The 17,475-nt window shown below is 74.1% G+C and carries 17 protein-coding genes; 11 read left to right on the forward strand and 6 right to left on the reverse strand.

Going from position 1 to position 17,475, the window contains the following annotated elements; genetic code table 11:
* Window positions 1-78: 78 nt before the first annotated feature.
* Both ACFY3U_RS07185 and ACFY3U_RS07190 read left to right on the forward strand, forming a co-directional pair.
* Window positions 79-852, forward strand: a complete 774-nt coding sequence (locus ACFY3U_RS07185; protein ID WP_387196335.1) for an SGNH/GDSL hydrolase family protein — start codon at window positions 79-81, stop codon at window positions 850-852.
* Between the two features lie 2 nt (window positions 853-854).
* The gene (locus ACFY3U_RS07190) at window positions 855-1,301 is read left to right on the forward strand and encodes a hypothetical protein (protein WP_387196338.1); all 447 of its coding nucleotides are present in this window, start codon (window positions 855-857) and stop codon (window positions 1,299-1,301) included.
* Window positions 1,302-1,317: 16 nt separating this feature from the next.
* Here ACFY3U_RS07190 and ACFY3U_RS07195 read toward each other — a convergent pair whose 3' ends face one another.
* Window positions 1,318-2,538 (reverse strand): WD40/YVTN/BNR-like repeat-containing protein, encoded by a 1,221-nt coding sequence (locus ACFY3U_RS07195; protein WP_387196341.1) that lies wholly within the window; start codon window positions 2,536-2,538, stop codon window positions 1,318-1,320.
* Window positions 2,531-3,061: an RNA polymerase sigma factor gene (locus ACFY3U_RS07200; RefSeq protein WP_387196344.1), complete on the reverse strand. Its 531-nt coding sequence runs from the start codon at window positions 3,059-3,061 to the stop codon at window positions 2,531-2,533. Before ACFY3U_RS07200 ends, ACFY3U_RS07195 begins: the two co-directional genes overlap by 8 nt.
* A 116-nt stretch (window positions 3,062-3,177) precedes the next feature.
* Here ACFY3U_RS07200 and ACFY3U_RS07205 point away from each other — a divergent pair, with 116 nt between their 5' ends.
* A complete protein-coding gene (locus tag ACFY3U_RS07205) occupies window positions 3,178-4,080 on the forward strand; it encodes a sulfurtransferase (protein WP_387196347.1) in 903 nt (300 codons plus the stop codon).
* Here the strand turns inward: ACFY3U_RS07205 and ACFY3U_RS07210 are convergent.
* Window positions 4,046-5,338 carry an MFS transporter gene (locus tag ACFY3U_RS07210; RefSeq protein ID WP_387196350.1) on the reverse strand — a complete coding sequence of 431 codons (1,293 nt, stop codon included), beginning with the start codon at window positions 5,336-5,338 and terminating at the stop codon, window positions 4,046-4,048. The genes ACFY3U_RS07205 and ACFY3U_RS07210 overlap by 35 nt on opposite strands.
* Before the next feature lie 111 nt (window positions 5,339-5,449).
* Here ACFY3U_RS07210 and ACFY3U_RS07215 point away from each other — a divergent pair, with 111 nt between their 5' ends.
* The 3 genes from ACFY3U_RS07215 to ACFY3U_RS07225 all read left to right on the forward strand — a co-directional run bounded on the left by ACFY3U_RS07215 (window position 5,450) and on the right by ACFY3U_RS07225 (window position 8,596).
* Window positions 5,450-6,076, forward strand: coding sequence for a TetR/AcrR family transcriptional regulator (locus ACFY3U_RS07215; RefSeq protein ID WP_387196353.1), 627 nt, complete (start codon window positions 5,450-5,452; stop codon window positions 6,074-6,076).
* 100 nt (window positions 6,077-6,176) lie between these two features.
* Window positions 6,177-7,514, forward strand: a complete 1,338-nt coding sequence (locus ACFY3U_RS07220; RefSeq protein WP_387196356.1) for an acetyl/propionyl/methylcrotonyl-CoA carboxylase subunit alpha — start codon at window positions 6,177-6,179, stop codon at window positions 7,512-7,514.
* A 161-nt stretch (window positions 7,515-7,675) separates the two neighbouring features.
* The gene (locus ACFY3U_RS07225; protein ID WP_387196359.1) at window positions 7,676-8,596 is read left to right on the forward strand and encodes a hydroxymethylglutaryl-CoA lyase; all 921 of its coding nucleotides are present in this window, start codon (window positions 7,676-7,678) and stop codon (window positions 8,594-8,596) included.
* A gap of 98 nt (window positions 8,597-8,694) precedes the next feature.
* Here the strand turns inward: ACFY3U_RS07225 and ACFY3U_RS07230 are convergent, their stop codons facing one another.
* Window positions 8,695-9,258 carry a snapalysin family zinc-dependent metalloprotease gene (locus ACFY3U_RS07230; RefSeq protein WP_387196362.1) on the reverse strand — a complete coding sequence of 188 codons (564 nt, stop codon included), beginning with the start codon at window positions 9,256-9,258 and terminating at the stop codon, window positions 8,695-8,697.
* Between the two features lie 152 nt (window positions 9,259-9,410).
* Window positions 9,411-9,749 (reverse strand): rhodanese-like domain-containing protein, encoded by a 339-nt coding sequence (locus tag ACFY3U_RS07235; RefSeq protein ID WP_387196365.1) that lies wholly within the window; start codon window positions 9,747-9,749, stop codon window positions 9,411-9,413.
* A 34-nt stretch (window positions 9,750-9,783) separates the two neighbouring features.
* On the opposite strand from ACFY3U_RS07235, the gene ACFY3U_RS07240 reads away from it, so the two are divergent.
* The 4 genes from ACFY3U_RS07240 (at window position 9,784) to ACFY3U_RS07255 (ending at window position 16,172) form a co-directional block, all read left to right on the forward strand.
* Window positions 9,784-10,425, forward strand: a complete 642-nt coding sequence (locus tag ACFY3U_RS07240) for a TetR/AcrR family transcriptional regulator (RefSeq protein ID WP_387196368.1) — start codon at window positions 9,784-9,786, stop codon at window positions 10,423-10,425.
* Between the two features lie 121 nt (window positions 10,426-10,546).
* On the forward strand, window positions 10,547-12,079 hold the full coding sequence (locus ACFY3U_RS07245) for an acyl-CoA carboxylase subunit beta (protein ID WP_387196371.1): 1,533 nt from the start codon (window positions 10,547-10,549) through the stop codon (window positions 12,077-12,079).
* A 103-nt stretch (window positions 12,080-12,182) separates the two neighbouring features.
* Complete coding sequence (locus ACFY3U_RS07250) at window positions 12,183-13,337, forward strand: acyl-CoA dehydrogenase family protein (RefSeq protein ID WP_387196374.1); 1,155 nt, start codon at window positions 12,183-12,185, stop codon at window positions 13,335-13,337.
* 105 nt (window positions 13,338-13,442) lie between these two features.
* Entirely contained in the window at window positions 13,443-16,172 is a 2,730-nt protein-coding gene (locus tag ACFY3U_RS07255) for an ATP-binding protein (protein ID WP_387196378.1), read from the forward strand.
* A 91-nt stretch (window positions 16,173-16,263) separates the two neighbouring features.
* On the opposite strand, the gene ACFY3U_RS07260 is transcribed toward ACFY3U_RS07255, so the two are convergent.
* Entirely contained in the window at window positions 16,264-16,770 is a 507-nt protein-coding gene (locus ACFY3U_RS07260) for a MarR family winged helix-turn-helix transcriptional regulator (protein WP_387196381.1), read from the reverse strand.
* A gap of 103 nt (window positions 16,771-16,873) precedes the next feature.
* Here ACFY3U_RS07260 and ACFY3U_RS07265 point away from each other — a divergent pair, with 103 nt between their 5' ends.
* Window positions 16,874-17,455: a YceI family protein gene (locus tag ACFY3U_RS07265; RefSeq protein WP_387196384.1), complete on the forward strand. Its 582-nt coding sequence runs from the start codon at window positions 16,874-16,876 to the stop codon at window positions 17,453-17,455.
* Window positions 17,456-17,475: the final 20 nt, after the last annotated feature.

Below are 17,475 nucleotides of genomic sequence, written 5' to 3' on the forward strand. Positions count from 1 at the left end.
GCCGCCGGGTGGCGGCGAGCGGCACCGCCGTGGTGACAAACTGGTCGCCGCAGGCAACCAAGGCGTGAGGAGGCGGCCGTGCGCTGGCGCAGCTTCGTGGCGGTGGGGGACAGCTTCACCGAGGGCATGGACGACGCGTACCCGGACGGCAGCTACCGCGGCTGGGCCGACCTGGTCGCCACCCGGCTGGCCGCCGAGGCCGGGCCCGACTTCCGGTACGCCAACCTGGCCATCCGCGGTCGGCTCTTCCCGAACGTGGTGGCCGAGCAGGTGCCCGCCGCGCTGGCCATGAAGCCCGACCTGATCAGCTTCGCGGCCGGCGGCAACGACGTGCTGCGGCGCAACTTCGACCCGGAGGCGCTGGGCAGCCGCTTCGACGACACCATCCGCGAGCTGCGGTCCGGCGGCGCCGACGTGATCCTCTTCCGGTTCGCCGACGTGATGGCCCGGCTGCCCGGCCAGCGGCTGGTCGCCCCCCGGATCGAGCTGGTCAACCGGCTGGTCGGGGAGACCGCCGACCGGCACGGCGCGATCCTGGTCGACCTGTACGCCGACGACACGTTCCGGATGAACAACCTGCTCTGGAGCACCGACCGGCTGCACCTGTCGGCGGCCGGCCACCGCCGCGTCGCCGCCCAGGTGCTCACCGCGCTCGGCGTGGGCGCCGACGAGGAGTGGCTGCTGGTGCCGGAGCAGCCCGCGACGACCCCGTGGCTGGCGGCCCGCGCCGCCGACCTGCGCTGGGCCGGCCAGCACCTCGCCCCGTGGATCAAGCGCCGGCTGACCGGCCGTTCCTCCGGCGACCTGGTCACCGCCAAGCGTCCGGTGCTCGGCCCGGTCACCGGCGACTGACCGTGCGGACCATCCACCTGGCCGAGCGGCTGCGCACCACGCACGAGACCGAGCCGGTGGCGGGTCTGGCCGTACTCGTCGAGGGTGACCGGATCGGCGCGCTCGGCACGGCGGACGAGCTGACCACGGCGTATCCGGGGGTGCGGGTGCGGCGCTGGGCCGGCACCCTCGGGCCGGCGCTGGTGCACGACGGGCCGCTGCCCCCGGCGCCCAGCCCGCGCGAGCGGGTGCACGCCCTGTTCCGGGCCGGCGGGGTGGCGGTGACCGCCGCCGCCGTCACCGATCCGCGGCTGCGGGCTGCCGCTACCCGGAACGACGTGCTCGTGGGTGACGATCAGCGCCCACCGGCGCTGGTCACCGGTGGGCGCGCGGACCTCGCCGTCTTCCTCAACGACGGCACCTGCGTGGCCACCGTCGTCGCGGGTCGGCTGGTGCACCGGCGCGCCTGACCGGCGGGCGAACCGCTCAGGAGAAGCGGGTCCAGGTCCGGACCAGCCCTTGGCCGACGCCGAGGATCCGCGTCGTGCCGTACTCGACGAGCACCGTGTCGTCCGGCAGCACCGAGACGCTCGCCGGCGCGTCGGGGTCGTCCCTCAGCGCGTCCCGTAGCAGCGGGAGGTCGAGGTAGCCCCGGTCGGTCACGAAGCCCGCCCCGCCGTACGCGCTGGTCACCACCAGCAGGCCGCCGTCGGCCGCGGCCACCGTGGCGGTGTCGTCGGGCAGGCCTGGGCCGGGCCGCCAGCGGTCGTCGACCAGCCGCCACACCCGGCTCGGCCCTTCGGTGCTCATCAGCCACACGTCCTGACCGTTCGGCGATAGGGCGAGCTGCCGGGCACCGGCAACCACGGGCAGCTTCCGCCACGGGCCCTCGCCGTTCCAGGCGAAGACCGACAGCCGTGCGCCGTCGCGGACGGTGAACCAGTACCGCCCGTCGAGGCCCGAGAACGCGGCGGCGTCGGCTCCCGGGCGCAGGGTCACCGGAGGTTGGTATGCGAACGGGGTGCCGTCGAGCAGCACCACCTTCAACCGGTCGCAGGTCAACGGCGGCGGCGTGTCCTCCTGCAGGGACGCGCAGCCGACGTACGGACCGCCCTCGTGCTCGACCGTGCGGTGGACGTCGTCGGGCGGCGACGTCAGCGGATGGCTGGTCCAGGTGCGGCCACCGTCGTCGGTGACCAGGTAGCCCGTGGCCGCCCGGACGGTGAGCGTCGAGTTGTCGACGGGCATCAGCTGCACCGCGCCGTCGGGCACCCGGGGCAGGGCGGTCCGCTGCCAGGTCCGGCCGCCGTCGGTGGTCCGTGCCAGGGCGCGCCGACAGCCCCGGGCGCCGGGGTCGGACGAGTCACAGGTGTCGAAGAGCGCCCAGCCGCTGTCGGCATCGACGAGGTGCAGCGCGGTGAGCCGGCCCGGCACGCCGGGCAGGGCGACCTTCCGCTCGGCCAGCGTCGGTGACGGAGAGGCGGTCGGGGTGGGCGACGGCGTCGGCCGGTCGTCCCGGTCGGCGGTGACGTATCCGCCGGCCGAGCCGGCCAGCAGCAGCGCGGCCACCCCGGCCAGCACTCCACGGCGACGCCGGCGGCGGGTGACGACGCGGCGTCGCGCCTCCGGTACGCCGGGCGGGCGGAAGGTGTCCCGGGCCGCCGCGTCGAACTCGACGAACAGCTGCTCGATGGTGGTGTCAGGCACGGTGGGCCTCCGATCCGGTCTCGGCGAGCTGGCCGGCGAGCGCAGCCCGGCCCCGGGAGAGCCAGGAGCGGACCGTGCCCTCGGGCGCCCCGACCTGTTCGGCGATCTCGGCGACGCTCAGTTGCGCCAGGTGGTGCAGCACGATCGCCCGGCGCTGGTTGGTGGGCAGGGTGGCCAGCGCGCGGGTCAGCGCCACCCGGTCCGGTCCCGGTCCCGCCACGTGCTCCTCGCGCTGCCGCGCCAGGTGTCGTACGGCGGTGCGCATCCGGCGCAGCCGACTGGTCGCCAGGTTCCAGGCCACCCGGCGGACCCAGGCGGACGGGTCGCCGTAGCCGCTGACCCGCTCCCAACGCTCCAACGTGCGACAGAACGCCTCCTGGGTCAGGTCCTGCGCCTCGGCGTGGTCCCCCAGGTACGCGTAGAGCTGCACCGCGATGCGGTGGAAGTGGGCCCGGTAGAAGTCGGTGAACTCCACCGGCGCGGCCGCGGAACCGGGTGGCCCGGTCTGCTGGCGTACGGTCATCGCGATCCCCTGTGGTCGGCGTGTTCCGTCCCTGTCACGTGCGTACCGCCACATCCGCTGCACCCGATTCCGCGCAGCCCGGTGGACGGTCGGGGATCGGGCGTACCTTGGGGATCATGCCTGTGCCGAGCGATCCGAATCCCCGCCTCCAGTCGTACGCCGACCCGCAGCGCCTGGTCACCACCGAGTGGCTGGCCGAGCACCTGGGCGACGAGGGCCTCGTGGTGGTCGAGTCCGACGAGGACGTGCTCCTCTACGACACCGGCCACCTCCCGGGCGCCGTCAAGGTCGACTGGCACACCGAGCTGAACGACCAGGTCACCCGGGACTACCTCGACGCGACCAGCTTCGCCGAGCTGTGCGCCGCCAAGGGCATCGGCCGGGGCGACACGGTGGTCTTCTACGGCGACAACTTCAACTGGTGGGCCGCGTACGCCCTATGGGTCTTCTCGCTCTTCGGCCACGCCGACGTGCGGCTGCTCGACGGTGGCCGGCAGAAGTGGGTCGCCGAGGGGCGCGAGCTGACCCGCGAGAAAGTGACCCGGCCGCGCGCCGAGTACCCGGTGCCGGAGCGCAACGACGCGCCGATCCGGGCGTACCGGGAGCAGGTCATGGCGCACATCGCCGCCGGCCGGCCGCTGGTCGACGTGCGCTCGCCGGGCGAGTACACCGGCGAGATGCTGCACATGCCGGACTACCCGCAGGAGGGCGCGCTGCGCGGCGGGCACATCCCGGGCGCGCTGAGCAAGCCGTGGAAGTCCGCCGCGAACGACGACGGGACGTTCAAGTCCGCCGACGAGCTGCGGGCCATCTACGCCGACCAGCTCGGGCTGAGCCCGGCGGACGACGTGGTGGCGTACTGCCGGATCGGCGAGCGGTCCAGCCACACCTGGTTCGTGCTGCACCACCTGCTGGGCTTCCCGCAGGTGCGCAACTACGACGGCTCGTGGACCGAGTGGGGCAACCTGGTCCGGGCGCCCGTCGTCAAGGGCGACCAGCCCGGCGGCCTGGTCGGCTGACCGGCCCGCCGACGGCCGCGGCCACCGCGCCGCGGCCGTCGCCCGGGTCCCCCGCGTCGATGGCCGAGGGTCGCAGCAGCCGCCAGGCCACCGCGGTGACCAGCCCGAACACCGCCGCCACCGCCACGACGACCGGGCCCACCCCGTACGCCGCCCCGCCCAGCCCGGCGAGCGTCGCGCCGACGGGCGCGGTGAGCAGGCCGACCACCCGCTGCGCCGCGCCGACCCGGCCGAGCAGGTCGGCCGGCACGTGCCGCTGCCCGTACGCCGCCCACAGGCTGTTCCACACGCCGGTGCCGGCGGCCAGCACGGTCAGCGCCAACCCGCCGGGCACCGGGTGCCGGGCCAGCGCGAACGTCACCAGCGCGACGGTCTGGGCGAGCAGCACCAGGCGGAGCGCGCCGGTGGTGCCGAGCCGGCCGGCGAACCGCGCCGCGCCGAGCGCCCCACCGACGGTGCCCAGGATCGCCCCGGCCAGGAAGAGCCCGTACCCGTCGGCCGGCACCGCCAGCACGTCCAGCGCGTAGAGCACCAGCACCGCCATCAGGCCGCTGATCGCCAGGTTCGACCCGGCGGACAGCAGCGTGACCCGCCACAGCACCCGGTCCCGGCGGATCCACCGCACCCCCTCGAACCCGGTCCACCCTCGTCCGGGACCGGGCCTGGGCGTACTCCCGGCCGCTCGGTCGGAGCCGACCAGGGCGAGGGTCAGCGCGGTGGCCACCGCGAAGGTGGTGGCGTCGACCGCGAACGGGAGGGCGGCGGCGAGGGTGAACAGCACCCCGGCGACCGGGACGCCGACGAAGCCGCCGGCCACCGCCGCACCGGCCTGCAGGAGCCCGTTCGCGGTGGGCAGGGCGGTGGGCGGGACGAGCGCCGGGAGCAGGGCGAAGGAGGCGGCGTCGAAGAGGGCGCCCAGCGTGGCGAGCAGGAAGGCCGCACCGGCCAGCACCGCGATCCCGGCCCGGCCGGTGGCCACCGCGACGGCCAGCGCGCCGACCACCGAGGCGCGCAGGGCGTCCACCGCCGCCATCGTCCGCCGCCGGTCCCAGCGGTCCGCGTACACCCCGCCGAGCAGGCCGAACAGCAGCGGCGGCAGTTGCCCGGCCACGGTCACCGCGGCCACCGCGCGCGGGTCGCGGGTGAGCGTGGCGGCCAGCAGCGCCAGGGCCGGCGTACGCAGGGCGTCGCCGAACCGGGAGGTGACGGTGGCGGACCAGAGCAGCCGGAAGTCGCGGCCGAGCGCGGGGGTGGTCATGCCGACCGACCCTGTGCCCTGAACCGGGTGCAGGGTCAAGGGGTGGGATGTGAGGCGACCGACGGGTAACCAACGGCCCGTCCGGCCCCGCCCGCGGTCTAGGCTGGCCCGGTGGCGGTGGAACAGCAGGCGCGGGGCGGGGCGGGCGGCGCTACGGGCGCGGGTCGTCGCCGGTCCCGGCGGGACGAGATCCTCGAGATCGCGGTCGGCCTCTTCGCCGCCCGGGGCTACCACGGCGTGTCGATGGACGACATCGGCGCCGCCGCCGGGGTCACCGGGCCGGCCCTCTACCACCACTTCGCCGGCAAGGAGGCGATGCTGGTCGCCGCGCTGGTGCCGGTCAGTGAGGGCCTGCTCGCGGGCGGCCAGGATCGGGCCGCCGGCCGGCCCGGCGAGCCGCGCGCCGCGCTGGAGTCGCTGATCGACTTCCACGTCGAGTTCGCGCTGGCCAACCCAGCGGTGATCGCCCTGCACCTGCACGAGCTGGACCGGCTGCCGGACGAGCCGCGGCGGCGGATCCGCAAGCTCCAGCGCCTCTACGTGGAGGAGTGGGTGACCGTGCTGACCGCGCTGCACCCCGGCCTGCCCGCCGGGGAGGCCCGGGTGCTGGCCCACGCCGCGTTCGGCCTGATGAACTCCACCCCGTTCCTCGGCGGCGAGGTCGACCGGCGGCGGCGCGCGGCGCTGCTGCGTGCGGCCACCCTCGCCGCCCTGCTCGCCCCCACCGACCCGGCCTGACCCGCGGGCCCCGTCGCCGCGTGGGGACGGGCGGGTCGTGCGCGACCGGCGGCTCGTGGTTCCCTAGCATCCGTCCCCACCCCCGGACGCTGGAGGAAACATGATCGAGTCGTTGCTGGTCGCCAATCGCGGCGAGATCGCGCGCCGGATCATCCGTACCGCGAAGAAGCTCGGGATCCGGGCGATCGCGGTGTACTCGGAGGCCGACGCCGAGCTGCCGTTCGTCGCCGAGGCTGACGAGGCCGTCCAGATCGGCCCGGCCAACCCGGCCCAGAGCTACCGCAACGCCGACGCGATCCTCGCCGCCGCCGCCAAGACCGGCGCCCGTGCGATCCACCCCGGCTACGGCTTCCTGTCGGAGAACGCGGAGTTCGCCCGTACCGTCGAGGCCGCCGGCCTGATCTGGGTGGGGCCCGGCGCGGACGCGATCAGCGCGATGGGCGACAAGATCAACGCCCGGAACCTGATGGCGGCGGCCGGGGTGCCGGTCGCGCCCGGCACCACCGACCCGGCGGCCGACCTGGACGCGGCCGTGGCGGCCGCCGCGGAGATCGGCTACCCGGTGATGGTCAAGGCCGCCGCGGGCGGCGGCGGCATGGGCATGGGCGTGGCGAACGACGAGGCCGCGCTGCGCACCGAGTACGACAAGGTCCGCGCGTTCGCCGAGCGGATGTTCGGCGACGGCTCGGTGCTGATCGAGCGCTACTTCCCCCGGGTACGCCACGTCGAGGTGCAGATCCTCGGCCTGGCCGACGGTCGGGTGGTGGCGCTCGGCGAGCGGGAGTGCTCGGTGCAGCGGCGCAACCAGAAGCTGGTCGAGGAGTCCCCGTCCCCGGCGGTCTCCCCGGAGCTGCGGGAGCGGTTCCTGGCGGCGGCGGTACGCGCCGGCGAGGCGGTGAACTACCGCAACGCGGGCACGGTGGAGTGCCTCCTCGATCCGGCCACCGGCGAGTTCTTCTTCCTGGAGATGAACACCCGGCTGCAGGTCGAGCACCCGGTGACCGAGTACGTCTACGGCATCGACCTGGTCGAGGAGCAGCTGCGGGTGGCGGCCGGCCTGCCGCCGACCTTCGACCCGGACGCGCTCGCCCCGCGCGGGCACGCCATCGAGCTGCGGATCAACGCCGAGGACCCGAAGCGCTTCCTGCCCGGCCCCGGCGTGATCACCACCTGGGTGGAGCCCACCGGCGAGGGCGTCCGCGTCGACTCCGGCTACACCGAGGGCAACACCGTGACCCCGTTCTACGACAGCCTGCTGGCCAAGCTGATCCTCACCGGCGCCACCCGCGCCGAGGCGATCGACCGGGCAAGGGCAGCGGTGGCCGACTTCCAGATCGCCGGCCCCAAGAACAACCTCCCCTTCTTCGCCGAGCTGCTGCAGAACGACGAGTTCCTCTCCGGCACCTACGACACCGCCCTGATCACCCGCATGCGCTGACCCTGCGCCCCCGCCTCGCCCCGCCCCGCCCCGTTGATCAAGAAGTTTGCGTCGGATCCGTGCCCGAACGAGACGCAAACCTCTTGATCGACAGGGACGGTGGCGAGGGTGGGATGCTGGGGGGACCAGCACAGCACTACGTCACAGTGAGGTGACCCCTTATGGCGGGACTGCCGGGATCCGTTTCCATCCGAGAGGTGGGGCCGCGGGACGGGCTGCAGAACGAGGAGCCGATCCCGACCGAGGCCAAGGTGCGGCTGCTGGACGCGCTCTCGCGCACCGGGGTGCGGCGGATCGAGGCGGTGTCGTTCGTGCACCCGAAGGCGATCCCGCAGATGGCCGACGCGGACGAGGTGTGGCGGCAGGCGACGAAGGCCGACGGGGTGCGCTACTCCGCGCTGGTGCCGAACACCAGGGGCGCCCAGCGGGCGCTGACGGCCGGGTTCACCGAGATCGAGGTGGTGGTCTCCGCCAGCGACACGCACAACCGGCGCAACGTCAACCGCTCCACCGCCGAGTCGCTGGACGACATCGCCGAGCTGATCGACCTGCTGCACGGCGCGGGCGCCCGGGCCGAGGTGATCGTGGCGACCAGCTTCGGCTGCCCGTACGAGGGGGACGTCGACCCGCAGCGGGTCGCCGGCATCGTCGAGCGGGTGGTCCGCGACGGCGCCGACCGGGTCGCGTTCGGCGACACCACCGGCATGGGTACGCCCCGACGGGTCCGCGAGCTGGTCACCGCCGTACGGGACCGCGAGGCGCACGTCCCGGTGCTGCTGCACTTCCACAACACCCGGGGCACCGCCCTGGCCAATCTGCTCACCGCGATGGAGCTGGGCATCACCGAGTTCGACGCCAGCGTCGGCGGCCTCGGCGGCTGCCCGTACGCCCCGGGCGCCAGCGGCAACCTGGCCACCGAGGAGGCGGTGCACATGCTGCACGACATGGGCATCGACACCGGCATCGACCTGGATGCGCTGATCGAGGCCGCCGAGCTGGCCGAGAGCCTGCTCGACAAGTCTCTGCCCAGTGGCGTCCTGCGCGCCGGGCCGCGTACCCGGTTGACGCCGATGCCCGCCTGACGCCGCGCGCGAGACGGCAGGAGGCACCCGGCGGAAGACACCGGGAGAACGGCGGGAGGGGCCGGCGGGATGCCGGCCCCTCCGTCGTGCCGGTGCGGTCAGCGCCCGGTGGTGAGCAGGGCCGGCCAGCTGTCCTGGAAGACGGCGCTGCCGGTGCTGGCGGTGCCGCGGAAGCTGCCGGCGAACAGGCTGCTCACCCGGTTCGCCTCGGTGGTGCTCGGGTACGGGTTGGTGCAGCTGGTGCCGGCGCTGCCGCCGGACATCAGGATCGCGCAGTTGCCGTTGTAGTTGTCGGGCAGGCCGAGGATGTGCCCGATCTCGTGCGTCATGATCCGCAGCGGGCTGTACTGCGCGGCCTGCTGGGTGTCGATGTAGACGCTTCCGTTGCCCAGGCTGGTGCGCACCGCGTACGAACCGCCACCGGTGATCTGGTAGATCCGCAGGTTGGAGCCGCAGTTCGCGGTGAGGGTCAGGTTGGTGGTGGCGTTGTTCCAGATCGAGGCGGCCTGGTTGGCCACGTTGACGTAGCTCGGCGCCTGGCTGGTGTTGTAGCAGATGGTCGCGGCGGCGGACGCGGGTGCGGGGTTGGCGACCGTGACGCCGAGGGTTGCGGTGGCCGTGGCGAGGGCGGCCACGGCGAACCGGCCGATACGTGAGTTCATGGCTCACTCCAATCGGGTGGGGGTGCCGAGAAGCCTAGCCGCATCAATAGCTATTCATCAATATGATGTCCGGAAACTCGTCGGGGCTCGGGCCATCCTCGGCGGCCCGCGGTCGACCCGGGGCGCGCGTGGTCGCGCGCCCCGGGTCGGGTTCAGCGGGTCAGCGCGCCGGACTCGGTGGGCAGGCCTGCGGCCACCCAGTCCTCGATGCCCTCGGCGTACTTGCGCACGTCGGTGTAACCGAGGGCGGTGAGCCGGTCGGCGACCCGGCCGCTGTTCGGGCAGGACGGGTTGGAGCAGTAGGTGACGATCGGGGCGTCCCGGTCCGGCAGCAGCTCGCCGGCCCGGTCGGCGACATCGGCCTCCACCAGCGGGACGGCACCGGGCAGGTGCTGCCGGGCGTAGTACTCGCCGCCGAGCGCGTCGACGACGGTCACCCTGCCGGCGTCGACGGCGGCCCGCAGCTCGTCGCGGGTGATGAGAGCGGTCATGGCAACCTCCGATGAAGTGGACTAAGGTCCGTTTATGCCTCGGAACCATAGCGGACCACAGTCCGCTTCCGCCACCCCTCCGGTGGAGCTGCTGGAGTTGCGTGCGACACCACCCCGCGAGCGGGCGGACGCGGCCCGCAACCGGGCGGTCGTGCTGGACGCCGCCGCCACCCTCTTTCGGGAGCGGGGCGTGGAGTCCGTCTCGATGGACGCGGTCGCGGCCGCCGCCGGGGTTGGGAAGGGGACGCTGTTCCGGCGCTTCGGTGACCGGGCCGGCCTCGCCACCGCGCTCCTGGACGAGCAGGAGCGAGGGCTCCAGGAGGCGATCCTGTTCGGTCCGGCGCCACTCGGGCCAGGGCCGGCCGACGCGCGGCCGGCGGCGCGCGAGCGGTTGACCGCCTTCGTCGACGCGTACCTCGACTACCTGCTCGAACATCTGGACCTGGTCCGGGTCTCCGAGACGGCCACCCCCGGCGCGCGGTACCGGATCGGGGCGTACCGGTTCTGGCACCGGCACGTGACCCTGCTCCTCGCCGGCCGGCCCGACCCAGCCGCGGACGCGCACACGCTGCTCGCCGCCCTCGGCGCCGAGCACGTCCGGGCCGTACGGGGGGAGATCGGCGCGGACCGGCTGCGGGCGGCGGCTCGGGGCCTGGCGGTGGTGCTGACCTCATGAGACGCGCCGCGTGGCCGGTGGCGGCTCGCCGGGCTCGCCGGAGCGGGCCCGGATACGCTAGCCTAACGATCGTTCAGGTCGGTCGAGCGCGCCCCGCGGCGCGTGGGGTGAGGGAGTCGGCGTGACGCTCGACGGTGAGGCACTGGAGCAGCTGCGCAAGCGCGCCCGGGCCGGCGGTGCGGACAAGTACCACGCGGCCAACGCCGCCAAGGGCAAGCTCTTCGCCCGCGAGCGGGTCGCGCTCCTGGTCGACGAGGGCTCCTTCGTCGAGGACGGTCTCTACGGGAACGCCATGGCCGAGGGGTTGCCCGCCGACGGCGTCGTCACCGGCACCGCCACCGTCGACGGTCGCCAGGTCTGCCTGATGGCCAACGACTCCACGGTCAAGGCCGGCAGCTGGGGCGCGCGTACCGTCGAGAAGATCATCCGGATCATCGAGCGGGCGTACGCCACCGGCGTGCCGATGGTCTACCTGGTCGACTCGGCCGGTGCCCGGATCACCGACCAGGTCGACCTCTTCCCCGGCCGGCGCGGCGCCGGCAAGATCTTCTGGAACCAGGTCCGCGCCTCCGGGGCGATCCCGCAGGTCTGCGCGCTGTTCGGGCCCAGCGCGGCGGGCGGGGCGTACATTCCGGCGTTCTGCGACGTGGTGGCCATGGTGGACGGCAACGCCAGCATGTACCTCGGCTCCGACCGGATGGTCGAGATGGTCACCGGCGAGAAGACCACGCTGGAGGCGATGGGCGGGGCCAAGGTGCACTGCGCCGAGTCCGGCGTCGGGCACTTCCTCTGCAAGACCGAGGCCGACGCCCTGGACGTGGTGAAGACCTACCTGTCGTACCTGCCGTCCAACTGGCAGCAGCAGCCGCCGGCCGCCGAGGCGGTGCCGGCGTCCGACAAGGTCGACCTGGCCGCGCTGGTGCCGGCCAGCGAGCGGCAGGCCTTCGACATGCGTCGGTACGTCAGGGGCCTGCTCGACGACAGCAGCTTCTTCGAGATCCAGGCGCTCTGGGCCAAGGAGTTGACCATCGGCTTCGGCCGGCTGAACGGCGAGGTCGTCGGCGTGGTCGGCAACAACTCGATGTTCAAGGGCGGGGTGCTCTTCGTCGACTCGGCCGACAAGGCGACCCGGTTCGTGCAGCTCTGCGACGCGTTCAACGTGCCGCTGCTGTTCCTGAGCGACGTGCCAGGGTTCATGGTCGGCAGCGCGGTGGAGAAGCAGGGCATCATCCGGCACGGCGCCAAGATGATCACCGCGATCTCCGAGGCGACCGTACCCAAGATCTGTGTGGTGGTCCGCAAGGCGTACGGCGCGGGCCTCTACGCGATGGCCGGCCCCGGCTTCGAGCCGGACGCGACGATCGCGTTGCCCACCGCGAAGATCGCGGTGATGGGCGCGGAGGCCGCGGTCAACGCCGTCTACGCCAACAAGATCGCCGCGATCTCCGACGAGGCCGATCGGGCCGCGTTCGTGGCCGCGAAGCGCGAGGAGTACGAGCGCGACATCGACGTGGTCCGGCTCGCCAGCGAGCTGGTGATCGATGCGATCGTCGAGCCGCACGAGCTGCGCGACGAGCTGGTCCGCCGGTTCACCGCGGCCCGCGGCAAGGAGCGGCACTTCTCCAGGCGCCGGCACGGCGTCACTCCGGTCTGACCGGCGCGCCTGCCGCATCCCGGCCCGACGCGCACCCCGCACCGCACGAGCGACCCGTTCCGGCGTCACGAGCGCCGGCGGACCAGCCACACAGGAGGATCAGATGGACTTCCGGCTCAGCGAGGAGCAAGAGGCGCTGCGGTCCAGCGTGCGGGACTTCGCGCGCGAGGTGGTCGCACCGGTCATCGCCGAGCACTACGAGCAGCACACCTTCCCGTACGAGATCGTCCGGCAGATGGGCAAGATGGGCCTGTTCGGCCTGCCCTTCCCCGAGGAGCACGGCGGGATGGGCGGCGACTACTTCGCGCTCTGCCTGGCCCTGGAGGAGCTGGCCCGGGTCGACTCCAGCGTGGCGATCACCCTGGAGGCGGCGGTCTCCCTCGGCGCGATGCCGATCTTCCGCTTCGGCACTGACGAGCAGAAGGCGACCTGGCTGCCGAAGCTGCTCAGCGGTGAGGCGCTGGCCGGCTTCGGGCTGACCGAGCCGGGCACCGGCTCGGACGCCGGTGGCACCCAGACCCGGGCGGTGCTGGACGAGTCCACCGACGAGTGGGTGATCAACGGGTCGAAGGCGTTCATCACCAATTCCGGCACCGACATCACCGCGCTGGTCACCGTCACCGCGGTCACCGGCACGAAGCCGGACGGCTCCAAGGAGCTCTCCACCATCATCGTCCCGTCGGGGACGCCGGGCTTCACCGTGGCGCCGGCGTACTCGAAGGTGGGTTGGAACGCCTCGGACACCCACGAGCTGACCTTCGACGACTGCCGGGTGCCGGCGGCCAACCTGCTCGGTGAGCGGGGTCGCGGCTTCGCCCAGTTCCTGCGGATCCTCGACGAGGGCCGGATCGCCATCGCCGCGCTCGCCGTCGGCCTCGCCCAGGGCTGCGTCGACGAGTCGCTGAAGTACGCGAAGGAGCGGCACGCGTTCGGCCAGCCGATCGGCAACTACCAGGCGATCCAGTTCAAGATCGCCGACATGGAGCTGAAGGCGTACACCGCCCGGCTGGCGTACTACGACGCCGCCGCCCGGATGCTCGCCGGCGAGCCGTTCAAGCGGCAGGCCGCCATCGCCAAGCTGCACGCCAGCACCATCGCGGTGGACAACGCCCGGGAGGCCACCCAGATCCACGGCGGCTACGGCTTCATGAACGAGTACCCGGTGGCCCGCTTCTGGCGGGACTCCAAGATCCTGGAGATCGGCGAGGGCACCTCCGAGGTGCAGCGCCTGATCATCGCCCGGGACCTGGGCATCTGACCGGAGGGCGGGGTTCACACCGCCCTGTCGGATATCCGCAGCCCTGCGTCGGTGAGCCGACGCAGGGCTGCCGGCTGTCGGATCCGGTCCGTAGATTCCCTGCCCATGACTCCGGATCATGATCATCCGTCCGGGCCGGGTGGTCGTACCCCGATCGGGGAGCTGGTGCGCCGGCACCGGCTGGCCGCCGGGCTCACCCAGGCCGAGTTGGCGCAGCGGGCCGGGATCGGCGTGCGGACGGTCCGCGACCTGGAGCGCGGCCGGTCCCACCGGCCGCAGCGCACCACCGCCGCGCTGGTCGCGGACGCCCTCGGGTTGACCGCCGGGTCGCGCGCGGCGTTCCTCGCCAGCGCCCGCGGCCGGGCCGTCCCGCCGCCCCGCCGGCCGGTCGGGCCGCGGCAGCCCGACCCGTCCGGTACGCCGACCGCCCTGCCGCCGCCGGTCGAGTTGATCGGCCGGGAACGCGACCTGGCCGAGCTGGTCGGGCTGTTGACCGCGGACGGGTCGCCGCCGGTGGTCAGCCTGGTCGGGCTGGCCGGCGTCGGCAAGACGGCGCTGGGCCTGGCGGCGGCGCACGCGGTGACCGACCGGCATCCCGGTGGGGTGGCCGGGGTGCTCGTCGGTGAGGGCTCGGACGCGCCCGACGTGCTCGCCGCCGCCGGCGCGGTGCTCGGCACCGCCCGGCTCACCGAGCTGGCCGTCCGGCTGCGTGGCCGGCCGGCGCTGCTGCTGGTGGACGCCGTCGAGCGGGCGCCCGACCCGGCCGCCGAGGCCGTCCGGCGGCTCGCCGACGCCGTACCCGACCTGCGGGTGCTGGTGACCGGCCGGCATCCTCTCGGCCTGCCCGGCGAGCTGGTCCGCCCGGTGGCGCCGCTGGACGTGCCGCCGCCGGACGTCGACCCGGACCGGCTGGACCGCTGGCCGGCCGTGGTGCTGTTCACCGACCGGCTGCGCCGGGTGCGGCGGGAACCACCCGGCCCGACCGAGTTGCCCGCGCTCGCCGCGCTGGTCCGCCGGCTGGGCGGGCTGCCGCTGGCGATCGAGCTGATGGCGGCCCGCGGCCGGATCCTGGACCTGCCCGAACTGCTCGACCGGTACGGCGACCGGGTGCTCGACCTGGCCGCCCCCGACCCCGGCCGGCGCGGGTGGGAGGCGGCCCCCCGGGCGGCCGCCCCGCCGGCTGATGCCCGGGCCGCGGTGGCGGTGACGCTGCGGGACGCGGTCGCCACCAGCTACCGGCTGCTCGCCGAGCCGGAGCGGGCCGCCCTGCGCCGGCTCGCGGCGTTCGCCAACCGGTGGTCGGTGGAGCTGGCCGAGGAGCTGCTCGACCCGGCGGACACCGGGGACCCGGACGGGCCCGCGGTCGAGCCCGTGCCGCTGCTCGACCGGCTGGTTCAGCTCGGGCTGCTCAGCGTCCGGGGTGCCGGTGAGTTCCGGTTCCGGCTGCTCGACGCGGTCCGGGACTTCGCCGCCGAGCAGGCCACCGGCCTGGGTGAGGCGACCCCGATCCGGCGCCGGCACGCGACGGTGGTCGCCGGGCTGGTCGTCCGTACCGCGCCGGACCTGGTCGGCGCCGAGCAGGCCGAGGCCGTGCACCGCCTCGACGAGGTGACCAGCGACATCAGCGCCGCGCTCGGACACGCGGCCACCGACGACCCGCTGACCGCGCTGCGGCTGGCCACTGCGCTGACCCGCTGGTGGCGGCTGCGCGGCCGGGACGTCCCCGGTCGGCAGTGGCTGCGACGGCTGCTGGCCGATCCGCGGACCGCCGACGCCGACCCGGTGCTGCGCGCCTGGGCCGAGCTCGGGGTGGCCAGGTTGGCGGCCGAGCACGGCGCCGGGGCGCAGGAGCTGCCCGCCGCCCGGGCCGCGCTCGCCGCCTTCGTGGCGGGCGCCGACGTGCCGGGTGAACTGGAGGCGCGGACCGTGCTCTGCGCGCTGCTGCACGCCACCGGCGGGTACGACGAGGCCCGTGAGCAGGCCGAGCTGGTGCTCGCCCTGGCCTCCCGACACGGCCGGACCCGGGACATGGCGGTCGCCCAGAACAACCTCACCTGGCACGACATCCGGCTCGGCGACCTGACGGGTGCCCGGCGGCGGCTGGCCGCGGTGGACCGGCTCGCGGCCCAGTGCGGTGAGCGCCGGTTGCGGGTGCTGGCCCGGGCCAACCTGGCCGAGGTGTCCCGCCTACAGGGCCGGTACGCCGAGGCGGTCGAGCAGGGCGGCCGGGTGGCCGCCGCGCTCGCCGAACTGGGCGACCCCGGGCACCGGCGCCGGGTGCTGGGCACGGTCGGGCTGGCGCTGGCCCGCGCCGGGCGGGCGGACGAGGCGGCGGAGGTGCTGGCCGACCTGCGCTGCGACGGACGGCCGGCGCTGCCGTCCCCGCGCGGCGCCCGGCCGACCGGGTCGCCCGCCGATAATGAAGGCCCGACGGTGGGACCTGCCGGGTCGCCGGCGGATCCGGCCGGCGGGCGGCCCGAGGAGGGGATCTGCGCGCTGATCGAGGGCATGGTGGCGCTGCGGCGCGGTGACCGGGAGTTGGCAGCCGAGTGGTTCGGGGCGGCGGTGCGGGCCGGCGCGCGCGGGCAGGACCGGCGGGAGGTGGTCGAGGCGCTGGTCGGGCTGGCCGCGAGCACCGGCGACGCGGCGGCGCGGGAGCGCCTTGAGCGGGTCTGTCGGGACAGCGGGATCACCCTGCTGCCGGACGAGCGGGAGCTGCTGGGCGAGCGGGTGGGTGGCGCGGGGGAGGCGCGAGCGATGAACCCCCTGGACACACCCCTCGCTCAATCGCTCGCGCCGGCACCCCCCGGTGCGCCCCCGCAGCACGAAGGCTAGCCAGCCGGCTCGCCCGATTCGCGGGCATTGACGAGGTTGGCCAGCCGGGTGGCGCAGTTCTGCCGGTGGTTCTGCCGGTGGGGTCGGGCGGTCAGGCCCGGCTGGCGGCCTCGTCCGTGCACCCGGGCGCGGTGCTGCCGGCGACCGCGCCCGGGTGCACGGCGTCGCGCACCCGCCGCAGCCCCTCCAGCAGGGCGGCGAGCGCCGCTGGCTCCAGCTGCCCGGTGAACCACTGTTCGATGATCCGCAGGTGCCCGGGCAGGGTCTCGTCCAGCCGCCGCAGGCCGGCGGCGGTGACCACCGCGTACGAGCTGCGCCGGTCCGACGGGCAGGCGCGACGGCAGAGCAGGCCGTCCCGCTCCATCCGGTCGACCACCCGGGTGACGCCGCTGGTGGAGAGCGAGGTCTGCGCGGCCAGGTCGGTCATCCGCAGCTGGTGGCCGGGGGAACGGGCGAGCCGCATCAGCACCTCGAACTCCACCCCGGAGAGGTCGTGCTCCTCGAAGTCGGCGTTGAACCGGGCGGACAGCCCGGCGTACACCTCGAAGAACAGGCCGATGGCGGTGATGCGGGGGTCGTCGAACACGTTCTCGTCCACCTGGCCATCCTAACAGTGCTTGACACACGGAATATTGCTACGGCTATAGTTGCTACGTCAGTCGTTGGGCTACTAAACAATCTTTCCCCCGGAGGGCAGTTCCATGACCAGCAGCACCGAGTCGGTTACCCGCGACTGGGAAGGCCTTACCATCCCCACCCCGGGCACCTACCTGCTGGACGCGGCGCACAAGCGGGTCGGCTTCGTCGCCCGGCACATGATGGTCAGCAAGGTCCGCGGCGAGTTCGCCGACGCGACCGCCACCGTCACCGTCGCGGAGGACCCGCTGCAGTCCTCGGTCACCGCCACCATCCAGGCGGCCAGCATCGACACCAAGCATGCCGACCGCGACGCCCACCTGCGCAGCCCGGAGTTCCTGGACGTCGAGGCGTTCCCGACGCTGGAGTACCGCAGCACCGGGGTCAAGTCCCGCAACGGCAACGAGTTCGTCCTGCTGGGCGAGCTGACCGTGAAGGGCGTGACCCGTCCGGTCGAGCTGGAGGTCGAGTTCGAGGGCGTCGGCCGTACCCCCTTCGGCACCGACGTCTTCGGCTTCACCGCCACCACCGAGATCGACCGTGAGGAGTTCGGCCTCACCTGGAACGTGGCGCTGGAGACCGGCGGCGTGCTGGTCGGCAAGAAGATCAAGATCGAGATCGAGGGCGAGGCCGTACGCCAGGCCTGACCTCCCGCTGCACGCCTCGC

Origin of the sequence: Micromonospora sp. NPDC000089, assembly GCF_042899365.1 — a bacterium.
GTDB lineage: Bacteria > Actinomycetota > Actinomycetes > Mycobacteriales > Micromonosporaceae > Micromonospora.